The sequence below is a fragment of the Micromonospora humi genome (assembly GCF_900090105.1).
Lineage (GTDB): Bacteria > Actinomycetota > Actinomycetes > Mycobacteriales > Micromonosporaceae > Micromonospora > Micromonospora humi.
The window spans coordinates 427,830-443,879 of record NZ_FMDM01000004.1; the positions used below are offsets into that span (position 1 = coordinate 427,830).

15 protein-coding genes are annotated in these 16,050 nt (G+C 73.2%); 10 read left to right on the forward strand and 5 right to left on the reverse strand.

Going from position 1 to position 16,050, the window contains the following annotated elements; translation table 11 throughout:
* Nucleotides 1-261 precede the first annotated feature (261 nt).
* Entirely contained in the window at nucleotides 262-1,131 is an 870-nt protein-coding gene (gene folP / locus GA0070213_RS10355; protein ID WP_091061340.1) for a dihydropteroate synthase, read from the forward strand.
* Nucleotides 1,132-1,134: 3 nt separating this feature from the next.
* On the opposite strand, the gene GA0070213_RS10360 is transcribed toward folP, so the two are convergent.
* Nucleotides 1,135-1,512 carry an NADH-quinone oxidoreductase subunit A gene (locus tag GA0070213_RS10360; RefSeq protein WP_091061341.1) on the reverse strand — a complete coding sequence of 126 codons (378 nt, stop codon included), beginning with the start codon at nucleotides 1,510-1,512 and terminating at the stop codon, nucleotides 1,135-1,137.
* A 128-nt stretch (nucleotides 1,513-1,640) separates the two neighbouring features.
* Between GA0070213_RS10360 and GA0070213_RS10365 the strand changes: the two genes are divergently transcribed.
* The 3 genes from GA0070213_RS10365 to GA0070213_RS10375 all read left to right on the forward strand — a co-directional run bounded on the left by GA0070213_RS10365 (nucleotide 1,641) and on the right by GA0070213_RS10375 (nucleotide 6,148).
* Nucleotides 1,641-3,074, forward strand: a complete 1,434-nt coding sequence (locus GA0070213_RS10365) for a hypothetical protein (RefSeq protein ID WP_091061343.1) — start codon at nucleotides 1,641-1,643, stop codon at nucleotides 3,072-3,074.
* A gap of 199 nt (nucleotides 3,075-3,273) precedes the next feature.
* Nucleotides 3,274-5,121 carry a 2-oxoacid:acceptor oxidoreductase subunit alpha gene (locus GA0070213_RS10370; RefSeq protein WP_091061345.1) on the forward strand — a complete coding sequence of 616 codons (1,848 nt, stop codon included), beginning with the start codon at nucleotides 3,274-3,276 and terminating at the stop codon, nucleotides 5,119-5,121.
* Entirely contained in the window at nucleotides 5,114-6,148 is a 1,035-nt protein-coding gene (locus tag GA0070213_RS10375; RefSeq protein ID WP_091061346.1) for a 2-oxoacid:ferredoxin oxidoreductase subunit beta, read from the forward strand. The genes GA0070213_RS10370 and GA0070213_RS10375 overlap by 8 nt, the downstream gene beginning before the upstream one ends.
* Nucleotides 6,149-6,214: 66 nt before the next feature.
* On the opposite strand, the gene GA0070213_RS10380 is transcribed toward GA0070213_RS10375, so the two are convergent.
* Entirely contained in the window at nucleotides 6,215-6,862 is a 648-nt protein-coding gene (locus tag GA0070213_RS10380) for an FMN-dependent NADH-azoreductase (protein ID WP_091061348.1), read from the reverse strand.
* Between the two features lie 83 nt (nucleotides 6,863-6,945).
* On the opposite strand from GA0070213_RS10380, the gene GA0070213_RS10385 reads away from it, so the two are divergent.
* The gene (locus GA0070213_RS10385; protein ID WP_175441282.1) at nucleotides 6,946-7,425 is read left to right on the forward strand and encodes a MarR family winged helix-turn-helix transcriptional regulator; all 480 of its coding nucleotides are present in this window, start codon (nucleotides 6,946-6,948) and stop codon (nucleotides 7,423-7,425) included.
* A 46-nt stretch (nucleotides 7,426-7,471) separates the two neighbouring features.
* On the opposite strand, the gene GA0070213_RS10390 is transcribed toward GA0070213_RS10385, so the two are convergent.
* The gene (locus GA0070213_RS10390) at nucleotides 7,472-8,485 is read right to left on the reverse strand and encodes a potassium channel family protein (protein WP_091061352.1); all 1,014 of its coding nucleotides are present in this window, start codon (nucleotides 8,483-8,485) and stop codon (nucleotides 7,472-7,474) included.
* 178 nt (nucleotides 8,486-8,663) lie between these two features.
* Between GA0070213_RS10390 and GA0070213_RS10400 the strand changes: the two genes are divergently transcribed.
* The 3 genes from GA0070213_RS10400 (at nucleotide 8,664) to GA0070213_RS10410 (ending at nucleotide 11,478) form a co-directional block, all read left to right on the forward strand.
* Nucleotides 8,664-9,911 carry a hypothetical protein gene (locus GA0070213_RS10400; RefSeq protein WP_139128652.1) on the forward strand — a complete coding sequence of 416 codons (1,248 nt, stop codon included), beginning with the start codon at nucleotides 8,664-8,666 and terminating at the stop codon, nucleotides 9,909-9,911.
* A gap of 107 nt (nucleotides 9,912-10,018) precedes the next feature.
* Nucleotides 10,019-10,639: a helix-turn-helix domain-containing protein gene (locus GA0070213_RS10405; RefSeq protein ID WP_091061357.1), complete on the forward strand. Its 621-nt coding sequence runs from the start codon at nucleotides 10,019-10,021 to the stop codon at nucleotides 10,637-10,639.
* Nucleotides 10,640-10,887: 248 nt separating this feature from the next.
* Entirely contained in the window at nucleotides 10,888-11,478 is a 591-nt protein-coding gene (locus tag GA0070213_RS10410; protein ID WP_091061359.1) for a ClpP family protease, read from the forward strand.
* Between the two features lie 48 nt (nucleotides 11,479-11,526).
* Here GA0070213_RS10410 and GA0070213_RS10415 read toward each other — a convergent pair whose 3' ends face one another.
* Complete coding sequence (locus tag GA0070213_RS10415; RefSeq protein WP_091061361.1) at nucleotides 11,527-13,323, reverse strand: adenylyl cyclase; 1,797 nt, start codon at nucleotides 13,321-13,323, stop codon at nucleotides 11,527-11,529.
* A gap of 161 nt (nucleotides 13,324-13,484) precedes the next feature.
* On the opposite strand from GA0070213_RS10415, the gene GA0070213_RS10420 reads away from it, so the two are divergent.
* Entirely contained in the window at nucleotides 13,485-14,330 is an 846-nt protein-coding gene (locus tag GA0070213_RS10420) for an SDR family oxidoreductase (protein WP_091061363.1), read from the forward strand.
* A gap of 30 nt (nucleotides 14,331-14,360) precedes the next feature.
* On the opposite strand, the gene GA0070213_RS10425 is transcribed toward GA0070213_RS10420, so the two are convergent.
* On the reverse strand, nucleotides 14,361-15,137 hold the full coding sequence (locus GA0070213_RS10425; RefSeq protein ID WP_091061365.1) for an HAD-IIB family hydrolase: 777 nt from the start codon (nucleotides 15,135-15,137) through the stop codon (nucleotides 14,361-14,363).
* 173 nt (nucleotides 15,138-15,310) lie between these two features.
* Between GA0070213_RS10425 and GA0070213_RS10430 the strand changes: the two genes are divergently transcribed.
* Nucleotides 15,311-16,045, forward strand: a complete 735-nt coding sequence (locus tag GA0070213_RS10430) for a class I SAM-dependent methyltransferase (RefSeq protein ID WP_091061367.1) — start codon at nucleotides 15,311-15,313, stop codon at nucleotides 16,043-16,045.
* Nucleotides 16,046-16,050 lie beyond the last annotated feature (5 nt).

Genomic DNA, 16,050 nt, shown 5'->3' on the forward strand with positions numbered 1-16,050 from the left:
CCGCCAGACTGCGATCCGCCCCCGGAGGGTCCGTTTCGTACCAAGATCTCGGAGCGTCCCACGGGCGGCAGGCGCGCAGGCGCGGGACGGTCGGCGACGGGATAGCGTCGGTACGGCCGCCGGCCAGGACGTCCCGGCAGGTCCGGCGCGGCCCGCGCGGGCGGCGGGCCGGACGCGGTGCGGCCCGAGCGGCCGGCCGGCACGGCAGCGGGTCGGTGATGGCGCCCGGCCGATGCGGGGCGCGGCGACGAGGAGACGGGCATGGGCGGGGCGTTGCGGCTCGGTGGGCGGACCTTCGCCCCGGACGAGCTGGTGGTGATGGCGATCGTGAACCGCACGCCGGACTCGTTCTTCGATCGGGGCGCCACGTTCGCGCAGGACAGCGCATTGCGCGCGGTCGAGCGGGCGGTCGCCGAGGGCGCGGAGATCGTCGACATCGGCGGGGTGAAGGCCGGTCCGGGCGACGAGGTGGACGTGGCCGAGGAGATCCGCCGGACGGTGGACACGATCGCCGCGGTCCGGTCCGCCTTTCCCGACGTGGTCGTCTCGATCGACACCTGGCGGGCCGAGGTGGCGGTGGAGGCGGTCGCGGCCGGCGCGGACCTGCTCAACGACACCTGGTCGGGGGCGGATCCGGCGCTGGCCCGGGTCGCCGCGGCGGCCGGCGCCGGGCTGGTCTGCTCGCACGCCGGCGGGCTGGCGCCGCGGACCCGGCCGCACCGGGCGGCCTTCGACGACGTGGTGGACGACGTGCTCGGCACGGTCACCGGGCTGGCGGAACGGGCGGTCGGGCTGGGGGTACGGCGGGACGGCATCCTGATCGACCCGGCGCACGACTTCGGCAAGAACACCCGGCACTCGCTGGAGATCACCCGGCGGCTGGCCGAGCTGACCGACACCGGCTGGCCGCTGCTGGTGGCGCTGTCGAACAAGGACTTCATCGGCGAGACGCTGGACCTGCCGGTGCCGGAACGGCTGGAGGGGACGCTGGCCGCCACCGCGGTGTCGGCCTGGCTCGGCGCCCGGGTGTTCCGCGCCCACCAGGTCCGCGAGACCCGGCGCGTGCTCGACATGGTGGCGTCGATCCGGGGTGACCGACCGCCGGTGGCGACCCGGCGGGGCCTCGCCTAGGCTTCACGTCCAGCGCAGGACGCCACGCCGCCAGGCGTAGAGGATGCCCAGCGCGACGATCGCCACGAAGACGCCCATCTCCACCACCGTGGTCGTGCCGAACCCGGGCCGGTCGAAGACCAGCGCCCACGGGAAGAGGAAGACCGCCTCCACCGCGAACAGGACGTAGAGGTAGGCGTAGACGTAGTAGCGGATCTGCATCTGGGCCCAGTCGCCGCCGACCGGGTCGAGCCCGCACTCGTACGAGGACCGCTTGCCCCACGGCTCGGCCGGACGGGCGGGACGTAACACCCGGTTCGCCGAGAACGCCGTGACAAAGAAGAGCACGGCGGCGAGCAGCAGCAGACCGAGCGTGGCGTACGAGCCGAGATATCCGGTCACGACCGGAGCGTACCGGTCCCGTCGAGACGTCTCGGACACGTTACGAATTCGTTTCCTGGCGGGACTAGTGCCGGATGGCAACGGTCCCCGAATAATGAGAGCTCGTTGCCACGTCCCCCGGAGGACAGATGACCCGCCCACGCGTCCGGCCCGCACCGCGGGTCGCGCTCCGCCGTACCCTCGCGCTGTTCGCGCCCGCGCTGATCGCCGCGGCCGCAGCCGTCGTCGCGGTGGCACCGGGCTGGGCCACGGCGGCCCCGGCCGCCCCGGCCGGGGTGGTGCGGCTGGCCGAGCCGGCCGCTCCCGGCGACCCGGGCGGCGATCCCGGCGGCGACCCGACCGAGCCGACGCCCACCGGCGACGCGACGACCACCGCGCCGGCGCCGACCACCGCGCCGCCGACGGAGGAGGCCCCGCCGCCCACCACCCCACCGGCGCCGGCCACCACCACCGCGGCGCCCCCGCCGCCACCCACCACGGTCCCCCCGGCGCCGACCACCACCGCGCCGACCACCACCGCGCCGGCGCCGCCGCCGATCCTGCCGCCCGTGCAGCCCCCACCGCCGCCGCGCACCCAGCCGGCCGGCGGACCGTTGGGCGTGCAGGTCAGCACGGACGACGTGGTGCTGACGCCGGACTACTGGAACGCCGACAGCACGGTGACCACGCTGCGGGTCACGGTGACCAACACCGGCGCGCGGGAGGAGCAGGTCAGCCTCGGCTACACGCTGCCGCCCGGCCTGGCCGACGCCGGCACGCCCGGCTGCGTCGCCGCCGGCAGCGGCAACCACCGCTGCGGCGGGTGGATCGCCGCGCCGGGCGCGCGGTTCAGCGCCACCATCCGGGTCCGGGTCGCCGGGGACGCCTGGCGGACCATGCCGCTGAGCGGGTCGGTCCAGGTCACCGCCGTCGCGCCCGGGGTCGACGGCGCGGCGTACGACGACGAGGGCTTCGCGGTGCTCTTCCCGCCCGGCCCGCCGGTGCCCGGTATCTCGCTGCGCGCCGACGAGGTCCTCTTCGACATCAGCGGCGCGCCGAGCACGCTCACGGTACGGCTGGGCAACACCGGCGAGGTCGACGCGACCGGCCGGGTGGAGGTTCTCCTGCCCGCCGGGGTGACGGTGAGCGGCGACGGGTGCGCCCCGGCGGCTCCCGACCGGACCCGGTGCGAGATCGGCACGCTGCCGGCCGGCCGGACCGCGACCCTGCGGCTGCCGGTGACCGCGTCGGCGGAGGCCCAGCGCATGGCCCCGCTCGCCGGCGCGGTGATCGGGCGGTTGGATCCGCGCAGCGGGCACCAACGACAGGTCCAGATGAGCTTCCGGATCCGCGCGGCGGCGGCGCAGTCCACCCCGGAGGCCGGGGCGCCCACGCCCACCGGGTCGCAGGGCGTGCTGGCCTCGTCCGGCCGGTCCGGCGACGACGACTCGTCGACGCGGCGCATCGCGATCGCCTTGATCATCATGTCGGGACTGCTCGTGGTGTTCGCGCTGGCGTTGGCCACCCGGTCGCTGCGGCGCCGCAGCGACATCACCGTGACGGGGCCGACGGCGGACGGCTGACCACCCCCTAAATGTGGTGACCTGGATTACGGGGTGCGGCACTAAACCCCGCAAAGCGGGGCATACACCGGCCGAATCGCGTCTCACCCGTCGGACCTCCACCAAGGCGGCCCTAACCGGCCGACGTAGGCTCTGACGTGAGAAACGGAGCGGGCCGTGCCGGCGGGGGTGACGGCGCTCAGCGAAGCGAGGTGCGGGAGTGACCAAGCAGATCCGTCAGCTGGACCGGGTGGTCATCCGGTTCGCCGGCGACTCCGGTGACGGCATGCAGCTCACCGGCGACCGGTTCACCTCGGAGACGGCGCAGTTGGGCAACGACATCTCCACGCTGCCCAACTTCCCGGCCGAGATCCGGGCGCCCGCCGGCACGTTGCCGGGCGTGTCGAGCTTCCAGGTGCACTTCGCCGACTACGACATCCTGACGCCCGGCGACGCCCCGAACGTGCTGGTGGCGATGAACCCGGCCGCGCTCAAGGCCAACCTGGCCGACCTGCCGCGCGGCGCGGACATCATCGTCAACACCGACGAGTTCACCCGGCGCAACCTGGCCAAGGTGGGCTATGCCGGCAGCCCGCTGGACGACGACTCGCTCGCCGGCTACGCGGTGCACCCGGTCGCGCTCACCTCGATGACGGTCGGTGCCCTGGCCGCGCACGAGGTGTCCAAGAAGGATGCCGAGCGGGCCAAGAACATGTTCGCGCTCGGGCTGCTGAGCTGGATGTACTCCCGCCCCTACGAGTCGACGCTGCGGTTCCTGGAGCGCAAGTTCGCGGCCCGGCCGGAGCTGGTGGCGGCGAACGTGGCCGCGTTCCGGGCCGGCTGGAACTTCGGCGAGACCACCGAGGACTTCTCGGTACGCTACGAGGTCAAGCCGGCCAAGATGCTGCCCGGCACCTACCGCAACATCACCGGCAACGCGGCGCTGTCGCTGGGCCTGGTGGCCGCCGGCGTCCGCTCCGGGCTGCCGGTGTTCCTCGGCGCGTACCCGATCACCCCGGCATCGGACATCCTGCACGAGCTGAGCAAGCACAAGAAGCTCGGCGTGGTCACCATGCAGGCCGAGGACGAGATCGCCGCGGTGGGCGCGGCGCTCGGCGCGTCGTACGGCGGCTCACTCGGCGTGACCACCACCAGCGGCCCCGGCGTGGCGCTGAAGAGCGAGACGATCTCCCTGGCGGTGGCGCTGGAGCTGCCGCTGGTCATCGTCGACGTGCAGCGGGCCGGGCCGTCGACCGGCATGCCCACGAAGACCGAGCAGGCCGACCTGAACATGGCCCTGTACGGCCGGCACGGTGAGGCACCGGTCGCGGTCGTCGCGCCGAAGTCGCCGTCGGACTGCTTCCACGCCGCGCTGGAGGCGGCCCGGATCGCGCTGACCTACCGCACGCCGGTCATCCTGCTGTCCGACAACTACGTGGCGAACGGCTCCGAGCCGTGGCTGCTGCCGGACGTGGAGTCCCTACCCGACCTGCGGGTCGAGTTCGCCACCCGGCCCAACGGCGAGGACGGCACCACCTTCCTGCCCTACCTGCGCGACCCGCAGACCCTGGCCCGCCCGTGGGCGGTGCCCGGCACCCCCGGGCTGGAGCACCGGATCGGCGGCCTGGAGAAGGCCGACAAGACCGGCGACATCTCGTACGACCCGACGAACCACGACTTCATGGTCCGCACCCGGGCGGCCCGGATCGAGACGATCCCGGTGCCGGACATCGAGGTCGAGGACCCGGACGGCGACGCCCGGGTGCTGGTGCTCGGCTGGGGCTCCACGTACGGGCCGATCGGCGCCGCCTGCCGAGGGCTGCGCCAGCGCGGGCTCCCGGTGGCCCAGGCGCACCTGCGTCACCTGGCCCCGATGCCGGCCAACCTCGGCGAGGTGCTGCGCTCCTACGACCGGGTGGTCATCCCCGAGATGAACCTCGGCCAGCTCGCCCACGTGATCCGGGCGCGGTACCTGGTCGACGCGATCGGCTACAACCAGGTCCGCGGCCTGCCGTTCACCGCCGCCGAGCTGGAGACGATGCTGGAAGAGGTCCTGAAGAATGTCTGAGCCCGTCGCCCTGAAGCTCACCGCCAAGGACTTCAAGTCCGACCAGGAGGTGCGCTGGTGCCCCGGCTGCGGCGACTACGCCATCCTGGCGGCCGTGCAGGGCTTCATGCCGGAGCTGAACATCGCCCGGGAGAACACCGTCTTCATCTCGGGCATCGGCTGTTCGTCCCGCTTCCCGTACTACATGAACACGTACGGCATGCACTCGATCCACGGCCGGGCGCCGGCGATCGCCACCGGCCTGGCGGTGTCCCGGCCGGACCTGTCGGTGTGGGTGGTCACCGGTGACGGCGACGCGCTGTCCATCGGCGGCAACCACCTGATCCACGCGCTGCGCCGCAACGTCAACCTGAAGATCCTGCTCTTCAACAACCGGATCTACGGGCTGACCAAGGGGCAGTACTCGCCCACGTCCGAGGTCGGCAAGATCACCAAGTCGACGCCGGCCGGCTCGGCGGACGCCCCGTTCAACCCGCTGTCGCTGGCGCTCGGCGCCGAGGCCACGTTCGTGGCCCGGACGCTCGACTCGGACCGCAAGCACCTCCAGTCGGTGCTGCGGGCCGCCGCCGAGCACAAGGGCTCCGCGTTCGTGGAGATCTACCAGAACTGCAACATCTTCAACGACGGCGCGTTCGAGCCGTTGAAGGAGCCGGCCACCCGGGACGACTTCCTGATCCGGCTGGAGCACGGGCAGCCGATCACGTTCGGCTCGGACGGGCAGTTCTGCGTCGTCCACCCGCCGGGCGGCTTCGGGCTCGAGGTCCGCGAGACCGCGGCCACCCCGGCGGAGGAGATCGTCGTGCACGACGCGACGGTCGCCGATCCGGCGTACGCGTTCGCGCTGTCCCGGCTGCCCGGGCTCGACCTGCGCAACACCCCCCTCGGGGTGTTCCGCGCGGTGGAGCGCCCGGCCTACGACACGGTGGTGCAGGAGCAGGTCGCCGCGGCGCGGGCCGGCGTCGACCAGACCCCGGAGCAGCAGCTCTCCGCGCTGCTCGGCGGCGGCGACACCTGGACCATCCTCTGACCGACCCCTGATCCGCGTACGCCAGGGCGGGCCGTTCCGTGTCGGAACGGCCCGCCCGCTGTCGTCTCAGACCCCGGCGGCCACGGGGGTCCACAGCTCGTCGATGGCCCGCTCGGCCGCCGCCAGGCTCGCCTCGTGCAGCGGGATCAGCTCGGCCATCGCCGGGTTGACCGGGGCCAGGGTCAGCTCGGCCGAGATGAAGCGCGGCTCCAGGCCGGTGCGCGACAGGCCGTGCGGCAGCCAGGGCTCGGAGTGGTCCCAGCCGGCGCGCGGGGTGCCCTCGCCGTAGCCGCCGCCCCGGCTGCCCAGCACCACGAACTCGCGACCGCCGAGCAGCCCGGCCCCGGTGGCCGGGTCGAACGCGAGGCCGGGCGCGATCAGGTGGTCCACCCAGGTCTTGACACTGCTCGGCGCCCCGTAGTTGTAGAGCGGGAGCCCGAGCACGACGGTGTCGGCCTGCGCCACCTCGGCGACCAGTTCCTCGGTCAGCCGCCAGGACGCGCTCTGCTCCGGGGTGTGCTGGTCGGGCGGGACCATCCGGGCGAGGCCGCCGGCGGTGTCGAGGTGCGGCAGCGGGTCCTGGCCGAGATCACGGTAGGTGACCGTGCCATCCGGGTGGGCGGCACGCCAGGCCGCTACCGCGCGGGCGGTGAGCCGCCGGCTGACCGACCGCTCGCCGGTGATGCTCGAGTCGATGTGCAACAGGTGCGCCATTTCTTACCCCTCCATAGATAGTTCGTGTAGCACCAACTATTTATAGCAGGGCGATGTTCCGCGGTCCGCGTAGACTGGGTCACATGTCAGCCGGGCCCGCCGAGTCGGAGCGCCGCTCCGGGCCACTGCTCCAACACCTGGCCCGGCGGATGCTGCTGCGCTCGGAGTCGGCGCTGACGCCGCTCGGGCTCCGGCCCCGGCACCTGGTGGCGCTCACCGTGCTACGCGACTCGGACGGCATCAGCCAGCAGGGGCTGGCCGGCACGCTCCAGATCGACGGCACCAACGTGGTCGGGCTGCTCAACGACCTGGAGGCGGCCGGTCTGGTCGAGCGGCGCCGCTCCCCCGAGGACCGCCGCCGGCATGTGGTGAGCCTGACCGCGGCGGGCACGAAGCGGCTGGGCGAGGCGGAGTGCGCGCTCGCCGACGCCGAGGACGACGTGCTCGGCGCGCTGGCGCCCGGCGAGCGGGACCAGCTCTACGACCTGCTGCGGCGGGCCAGCCAGGGCTGCGCGACGCCGTGCGCCGAGGCGGCGGTGGCGGAGAGCCCCGACGCCTGCTGACCGCGAGACAGGCCGAGGGCCCCTTCAGCGGGGCGTCACCACGGGGTCAGACCGCGCTGGTCGCCTGCGGCCGGTCGTCGCGGACGTGGACCAGCATGTCACCGGTCTCGATCACCGAGCCCGCCCGGTCACTCAACGTGATCACCTTGCCCCGGCGGACCAACGCGATGACCAGCGAGTCCAGCTCACGCGGCGACCGACCCACCTCGCTGCGCTCGGCCGAGCGCATCGCCAGCGCCATGCCCTGCCCCGGGGTGAGCAGGTCCTCCACCACGTCGATCAGCGGCGGGGCCGAGGTGGAGAGGCCGAGCAGCCGGCCGGCGGTCGCCGACGAGACGATCACGTGGTGCGCCCCGCTCTGCTTGAGCAGCGGCGCGTTCTCCGCCTCCCGGACCGCCGCGATGATCCTGACCTGGCCGGCGGTGAGCTGCCGGACGGTCAACGCCACCAGCACCGACGCGTCGTCGCTGTCGGTCGCGATGATGACCGCCTTGGCGGTGCGGACGTGCGCCTCCTCCAGCACGGAGGAGCGGGTCGCCGAGCCCTCGATCGTCACCAGCCCGTTCGAGGTGGCCTGGCGCAGCGCCGCCGCGCTCCGCTCGACCACCACGATCCTGGCCTTGTCGGCGCCGTTCTCCAGCAGCGCGGAGACCGCGCTGCGGCCCTTGGTGCCGTAGCCGCAGATGATGACGTGGTCCTTCACGGTTCTCCTCCACCGCGACAGGCGACGGCCGGTCCGGTACTGCTCGGTCAGGACTTCCAGGGTGGTGCCGACCAGGATGATCAGGAAGAGCACCCGGGCGGGGGTGACGAACAGGACGTTGACCAGGCGAGCCGAGGGGCTGGCCGGGGCGATGTCGCCGTAGCCGGTGGTGGAGAGCGAGACCACCACGTAGTAGAAGCAGTCGAGGAGGGTGAGCCCGTCCCCGTTGGTGTCGCGGTAGCCGTCGCGGTCGAGCCACACCACGAAGACGGTGGCGAGAACCAGGCCCAGGGCGGCGAGCAGGCGCAGACTCAGCGCGCTCAACGGCCCACGCCGTTGCGCGGGAAAATGGATCACCGTCGGTCCCGCTCCGCCACCGTCGCCTGCACGCCCTCAAGATAGCGGGTACGCCACGAGCCGGCCGGCCGGGCCGGAGACCGGCCCGCATGCCACCAGCGGTAAGGATCTCGTCACATCCGTCGACGCCCCGCCGGGCGAGACTCAGAACCCACCGATCGTGACGAGGGGGAGTCGGATGCGTACACGTGCGGCACTGACCACGCTGGCCGTGGTCCTCGGGATGGCCCTGTCGGGAGCACCGCCCGCGGTGGCGGGCCGGCCCGGGGACCGCCCGCCGGAGACGACCCGGCCCACTCGGCCGAAACCCACGGTCGCCCCGTCGCCGACCGTCTCCCCGCGCCCGACCGCCTCGCCGACACCCACGGTGCGACCGACGCTGTCCCCGTCGCCCACCGTGCGCCCGACGCCGACCGTCTCCCCGACACCCACCGTGCGCCCGACGCCGACCGCGTCACCGACCGGCACCCCGGCTCCCACCACGCCGGCACCGATGCCGACGGCCGACCGGGCGGCCGTCGTGCTGCCGGGGCTGGACGGCCCGGGCAGCACCGCGTACGACGTCAACTCGGCCGGGGTGGTGGTCGGAGCGGCGGAGCTGGCCAGCGGCTACTGGCACGCGGTGCGCTGGGTGGACGGTCGGATCGAGGACCTGGGCACGCTCGGCGGCCTCAACAGTCAGGCCGAGGCGATCGACGAGCGCGGTCGCATCGTCGGCTTCGCCCAGGCCGCGGACGGCAGCGCCCACGCCGTGGCCTGGGTGAACGGGAAGATCCAGGATCTCGGGCTGACCGGTGGCATCTTCTCGGTCGCGTCCGACACGGCCGGGGACCGGGTGGTGGGCACCTACCACGTCACCGACAGTTTCTCCGGGCGGCGGGCGTTCGTCCGGACCGGGAACACCGAGATCACCATCGACGCGCCGCCGGGGGCGAGCGCCGTCGCGGTCAACGAGGCCGGCACGGTCGCCGGCACCTACGGCTTCAAGGACTGGACCGATCCCCCGTTCGTGCAGCAGGCGTTCGTCTGGCGCGACGGGGTCCTCCGGTCGCTCGGCACGCTCGGCGGGCCCAACAGCACCGCGAACGGCATCAACGACCTCGGTCAGGTGGTCGGCACGAGCTGGACCGCGGAGGGTCAGTTCGCCGCCTTCTTCTGGGACGGTTCGGCGATGCGCCGGTTGGCCACCGGCTCGGCCTCCCCGACGGCTCAGGCGGTGAACGACTCGGGTCTCGTGATCGGCACCGACGGCACCGGCGGCCGGGCGATGATCTGGCCCACGCCGACGGCCGGCTCGCAACTGCTGCCGCTGCCGGACGGGGCGGTCGACAGCGTCGCGATCAACGTCAACGACGCCGGTCTGGTCGTCGGCCAGGCGAACTACCTCGCGCCGAGATTTCACGGCCGAGCGGTCGTCTGGCGTTGACCGACACCGGCCCGGTCGGTACCACGGGGGCCGACCGGGCCGGTCCCCGCCGCCGGGACGGGGCATGATGGGTAGCGTCGGCGAACGGCGACCGCGAGGAGGCCGGCATGTCGTTGCTGCGACGGGTGATCGGTGGGGTGCTGCGGCGGATCCGCCTGCGTCAGGGCCGCACGTTGCGCGAGGTGGCGCTGGCGGCCGGCGTCTCCCTGCCCTATCTCTCCGAGGTCGAGCGCGGCCGCAAGGAGGCCTCCTCCGAGGTGCTGGCCGCGATCTGCCGGGCGCTCGGCATCCACCTCGCCGACCTGCTCGAGGAGGCGCGCGACGAGCTGCGCCGGGAGCGGCCCACGCCGGTCGGCTCCTCGGTTCCGCTGGCCCGGCTCGACCGGGTGCCCGCCGCCCGCAGCGGCCCACAGCTCCGGGTCGGTCCGCCCCGGTTGCACGCCACCCGCCGCCCGGCCGGCCGGAACGCCCCGCATCTCAGTCGTCCGATCACCTCGGCACCACCGCAGGCCACCCGTCCGGTCGGGCCGACGCCGCTGTTCGGGGGCACGCTGCGCCCGACGGACCCGTTCCCCTCGCCGGTCGGCCACGGCGCGCCGGAGCTGTTCGGCACCGGCACCCGGATCTGGCTGATCCCGACGCCGGCCGCGCGACCGCGTCCGCGTACCTCACCGGCGCTGGCCCGGCGACGGGCCCGGGCGGCCCGACGGCGCCCGGTCGCGGCGTAGCGCTCCGGGTCGGGCCGGACGGACGCCGGACGGCGCGGTGACACCCCCGGCCCGACCGGGCCGCACCGCCCGGATGCTGCGCGGGGCCGGGCGCGGCCATGGCCGGAACGGCCTCGACCCGGCTTCTGCCGAGGGCGGATCTGCCCGGGGCAGAAAGCCTGGGCTGCGGGCCGGTGCCCGGCGGACGCTGGAGACCGCCGGCTCGCCGGGCGGTCCCCCGCCCACCGGCGCTACGGAGGTGGGCGGTCATGGGCAGCGTCTGGATGCGGGACGAGGGGCAGCCGGTCTTCGGGGACCGCGTCTTCGAACGGCTGCTCAAGGAGCGGATCATCTTCCTCGGCACCGAGGTCACCGACGAGTCGGCCAACCAGATCTGCGCGCAGATCCTGCTGCTCGCCGCCGAGGACGCGGAGCGGGACATCTTTCTCTACATCAACTCGCCGGGCGGCTCGGTGAGCGCCGGCATGGCCGTCTACGACACCATGCGGTACGTCCGCAACGACGTGGCGACGCTGGCGCTCGGCATGGCCGGCTCGATGGGCCAGTTCCTGCTCTGCGCCGGCGCCGCGGGCAAGCGGTTCGCGCTGCCACACGCGCGGATCATGATGCATCAGCCGTCCGGCGGGATGGGCGGCACCGCCGCCGACATCACCATCCAGGCCGAGAACATGCTGCACGTGAAGCGCACCATGCAGGAGCTGATCGCCGAGCACAGCGGGCACACGCTGGAGGAGATCCAGCGCGACTGGGACCGGGACCGCTGGTTCACCGCCGAGGAGGCCCGCGAGTACGGCCTGGTCGACCAGGTGCTCTCCCGGGTCGACCAGCTCGCGGCCTGAGCGGGTGCGGCCCGGCCGGCGTGGCGCCGGCCGGGCCGCCCGCGCCGGTCAGGGGTAGCTGACCACCGGGCTGGTGCCGTAGGAGCCGACGACCGGGGTGCCGACCTCGTTGATCGTGCGCTCGATCCCGCCGCTGCCGTCGAGGAACACGGTGATCGCGTCGTGGAACCGCACCCCGGCCCGGCGCGGCGCCTCGATCGCCCGGTCGCAGCGGATGTCCACGCCCTGGTTGAAGTAGGCGTAGACGCCCAGCCCCCACGCCTCGTGCGTGCGGACGTGCGGGGCCACCTTGTAGGAGGCCCAGCCGTCGCCGGTCGGGCTGCGCCAGGCGGCCTGGCTGGGCGGGTCGTAGGGCAGCTCGCTCTGGTAGAACACGGTCCGGCCGCGCTCGCCGTTCCAGATCGTCTGCCAGCGCTGGTAATGCTCGACGAAGAGCCCGTACGCGGTCACGTCGTCGCCGTTGACCACCACGCCGGTGGCGGCGGTGTTGACGGTCCAGCCGATGGTGCCCGGGTTGCCGTGGTCGCCCCGCCAGGCCCAGATGTTGTCGATCAGCGTGTGCCGGCTGTTGATCACCAGGCTGGTGACGGCGCGTCCGGCGTACGGGCCGCCGATGCGGAAGAAGACGTCCTGGAGGGAGATCGGGTTGCCGGCGTGCGGCCGGTGGCAGTGCCGCGCGCCGACCTCGACCAGCACCTCGGACTCGACCGGTCCGGCGTCGACGAGCACGCCGGCGATCCGTACCCCGTCGACGTCCTCGATCCGCAGCGCCGCGTCGCCGGTGACCGGCGCGAGGCTGGGCATGCCGAGGCCGAGCACCACGGTGTTCGGCCGGCGGACCCGCAGCGCCCGGTCGAGGCGGTAGACGCCGGGGGTGAGCAGCAGGTGCCGGCCCCGGGCGAGTTCGGCGTTGATCCGCTTCGCCGAGTCGGTGGGGCGGGCGACGAAGAAGTCGGTCAGCGGCAGCGAGGGCGTGGGTGCGCCGCCGGCGGCCCAGGTGGTGCCCGCGGTGTCGCGGCGCAGTCGGGGCACCGCGACCCGCCAGCGGCCCGCGGCGTCGACGAAGAGGTACGGCTTCTCCCGAACCACCGGGCTGGTCGGCAGCGTGGTGTACGGCGGGTCGGGGAAGCCCTGCGCGGGTGCGCCGATCACGCCGGAGAAGACCTGGTTCCACACCCCGTTGGTCCAGTCGCCGCCGAGTTCGCTGTCCCGGGTGAGCCACTGCTGCTGGGAGCCGTTGATGGTGATGCCGTCCACCTTGGAGTCGGCGATGAAACCGCCGCTGGAGTAGCCGCCGTTGCCGGGCTCCAGCCAGAGGACGCCCTTGACGTGCACCCGGCGCATCGGCGACGCCTGGGAGACGGCCCACTGGTTCGACCAGTCGGTGGGGGTGACGGCGAGGTTCTCGGCCGAGCGCCAGAAGTTGGTCAGCGCGGAGATGCCGGCCGGCGAGTTCGGGTCGGGCTGGCCGACCACCCGGACCGCGCCGTGGATCTCCACGTCGTCCGGGTGCGCGCCGAGGCCGGCGACGGTGGTGTAGTAGCCGAGCCGGGCGTCCACCTCGTAGCGGCCGGGCTTGAACAGCACGGCGTACCGGTCGAGGCCCATCTCGTTGTGCTCCTGGGCGGTGAAGATCCGGTCCAGCGTGGACTGGATCTCCGCGACCGGCGTGCTCGGGTCGTAGACGAAGACGTTCGGGCCGAAATCGGGCTCGTGAGTGGGTCGGGCGGGGCGCGCGGCCGGGGACGCGGCGGCGGCGCCGGCCGGGAGGCCGAGGGCGGTGAGCGAGGCCGCCGAGGCGGTGAGCGTGAGGAAACGGCGGCGGGAGGGGTCGGGTGATCGCATCTGCCTGCCTGTTCGGTGATGGGACGGAGAGCGCTCTCTCGCCGTTCCTACCTCATCACCGTCGATCCCACCAGACTTTCGGGTTCCGGAACCGGGAAGCAACCCGGCACCACCCTGGTTGCCTCAGGAGACAGTTGACTGCTCAACCACTGGGAGCGCGCATGTCCATCGCCGTCACCGGGGCCACCGGCCAGCTCGGCCGCCTGATCGTCACCGCGCTGCTCGACCGCGGCGTGCCGGCCGGAGAGATCGTGGCGATCGGCCGCGACACCGACCGGCTCGCCGAACTCGCCGGCCGGGGGGTCGTCACCCGGTCGGCCGACTACGACGACCCCGACTCGCTCCGGGCCGCCCTCGCCGGGGTCGACAGGCTCATGTTCGTCTCCGGCAGCGAGGTCGGCCGCCGTCGACCGCAGCACGCCAACGTGGTCACCGCCGCCAAGGAGGCCGGCGTCGGGCTGGTGGTCTACACCAGCATCGCCCACGCCGACACCGCCGGCATGCGGCTCGCCGCCGAACACCGGGACACCGAGGGGTACGTCCGCGACGCCGGCCTGCCTTACGTGTTCCTGCGCAACAGCTGGTACCTGGAGAACTACACCGGCCAGCTCGACGCGTACCGGAAGCAGGGGGTGACCGGCGCGGCCGGCGACGGGCGGGTCAGCGCCGCCACCCGCGCGGACTACGCCGAGGCCGCCGCCGTGGTGCTCACCGGCGACGGCCACACCAACCAGGTGTACGAGCTGGGCGGCGCGCCGTTCACGCTCACCGAACTGGCCGCCGAGGTCGCCCGGCAGACCGGCGAGCCGATCGGCTACACCGACCTGCCGGCCGACCGCTTCGCCGAGGTGCTCGTCGCCGCCGGCCTGCCCGAGGGATACGCCGCCGTGCTGGCCGACAGCGACAGCGGTCTCGCCCGGGGTGAGCTGGCGGTCGGCGACGACCTCGCCGGGCTGCTCGGCCGCGCCCCGACCACGCTCGCGGAGGCGATCCGCGCCGCGCTCTGACGAGCCGCGCCTGACCGCCCCGCCCGGTGGTCAGGCGCGCTCGGCGCGCTGCTTCACCAGGTCGTCGACCAGGGTCTCGACGTAGTCGGCGGTCTCCTCCCAGCGGGTCACCGCGACGCTGCGGATGCCCATGGCCTTCACCGGGTAGTCGTTGCCGCCCACGTCGAGCCGGTCCCCCACGAAGAGCACGTTGTCGATCTTCAGGTCGAGGTGCTCCAGCAGCTTCCGCATGCCGTACGCCTTGTCCACGCCCTTGCGCGTCACGTCGATCGAGGTCGAACCGCCACCCCGAACCTCCAGGTCGGGCAGCTTCGCGGCGACCGCGTCACGCAGCCTCTTCTTCTTGCTCCCGTCCGGGTCCCAGCCGTACTTCTCGGCCGGCGGAGCCGACTGCCCCAGCGCGGAGAACGTGATCTGGCTGCCCCGGTCCTCGACGATGTCGCCCCAGGTCTTCGACTCCCACAGACCGAGCGCCTGCGCCGACTCGGTCAGCGCGGTGATGACGCGGGCCTTGTCCGCCTCGCTCAGATCCTCCGCGTAGACCAGCCGCCAGTCCCCGTCGGACCAGCGGTAGTAGCGGGTGCCGCAGGTCGGCATCAGATGCAGCCGGTCGCGCTGCTCCTCGCTGAGGTCGAGGTGGGCCAGCACCTGCGACTGGAACTGCTCGAACCGGCCACCGGAGATGATCAGCACGTCCACCTCGGTGAGCAGGTGGCCGAGCAGCTCCGCCATCCGACGATCGATCCGGGACTTGGAAATCGCCAGGGTGTCGTCCAGGTCGAACGCCACCACTCGAAGATCGTTCACGCATACCTCATGTGTCGTCGCGGACGGGCCGGGACTAGCAGGGTACCGGTGTGGCCTGGCACCTCTCTGAGTGCCCGGAACCTCGGTCCATTGACGGAGGGTAACAAGCCGAACGCGGACGGCGGCCCGGAAAAGCGGTCGACACCCGCCGCCTCGGCACCGATGGTGGGCGGATGCGCCAGGACGAGATCTGGGACGACGAGGCCGCCCGCCGCTACGACACGCCCGGTAGCGGGATGTTCGCGCCGGAGGTGCTCGACCCCACCGTCGACCGGCTCGCCGCGCTCGCCGGCGACGGGGCCGCCCTGGAGTTCGCCGTCGGCACCGGCCGGGTGGCCGTGCCCCTCACCGAACGCGGGGTGCGGGTCAGCGGCATCGAACTCTCCGTACCGATGGTGGCGCGGCTGCGGACGAAGGCCGACGCGGCCACGATCCCGGTGGTCGTCGGCGACATGGCCGGCGCCACCGTGCCCGGCGAGTTCAGCCTGGTCTACCTCGTCTACAACACCATCGCCAACCTGCTCGACCAGGCCGAGCAGGTGGCCTGCTTCCGCAACGCGGCACGTCACCTCGGCCCGGGCGGGCGGTTCGTGATCGAGCTGTGGGTGCCGGAGCTGCGCAAGCTGCCCCCGGGCCAGGCGGCGACCGTGTGGCACACCGAGCCCGGCTACATCGGCCTGGACACCTACGACGTGCTGCGCCAGCGGGTCGTGTCGCACCACTTCCGCTTCGGCGACGGCCGCGAGGCGCGGGTCTTCCGCACCCCGCACCGCTACATCTGGCCGTCCGAGCTGGACCTGATGGGCGAGCTGGCCGGCTTCACCCTGGAGAGCCGGCACGCCGACTTCGCCGGCGCCGAGTTCACCGAGGAGTCCCGCTCCCACGTGTCGGTCTACCGACTGGCCTAGGCTTC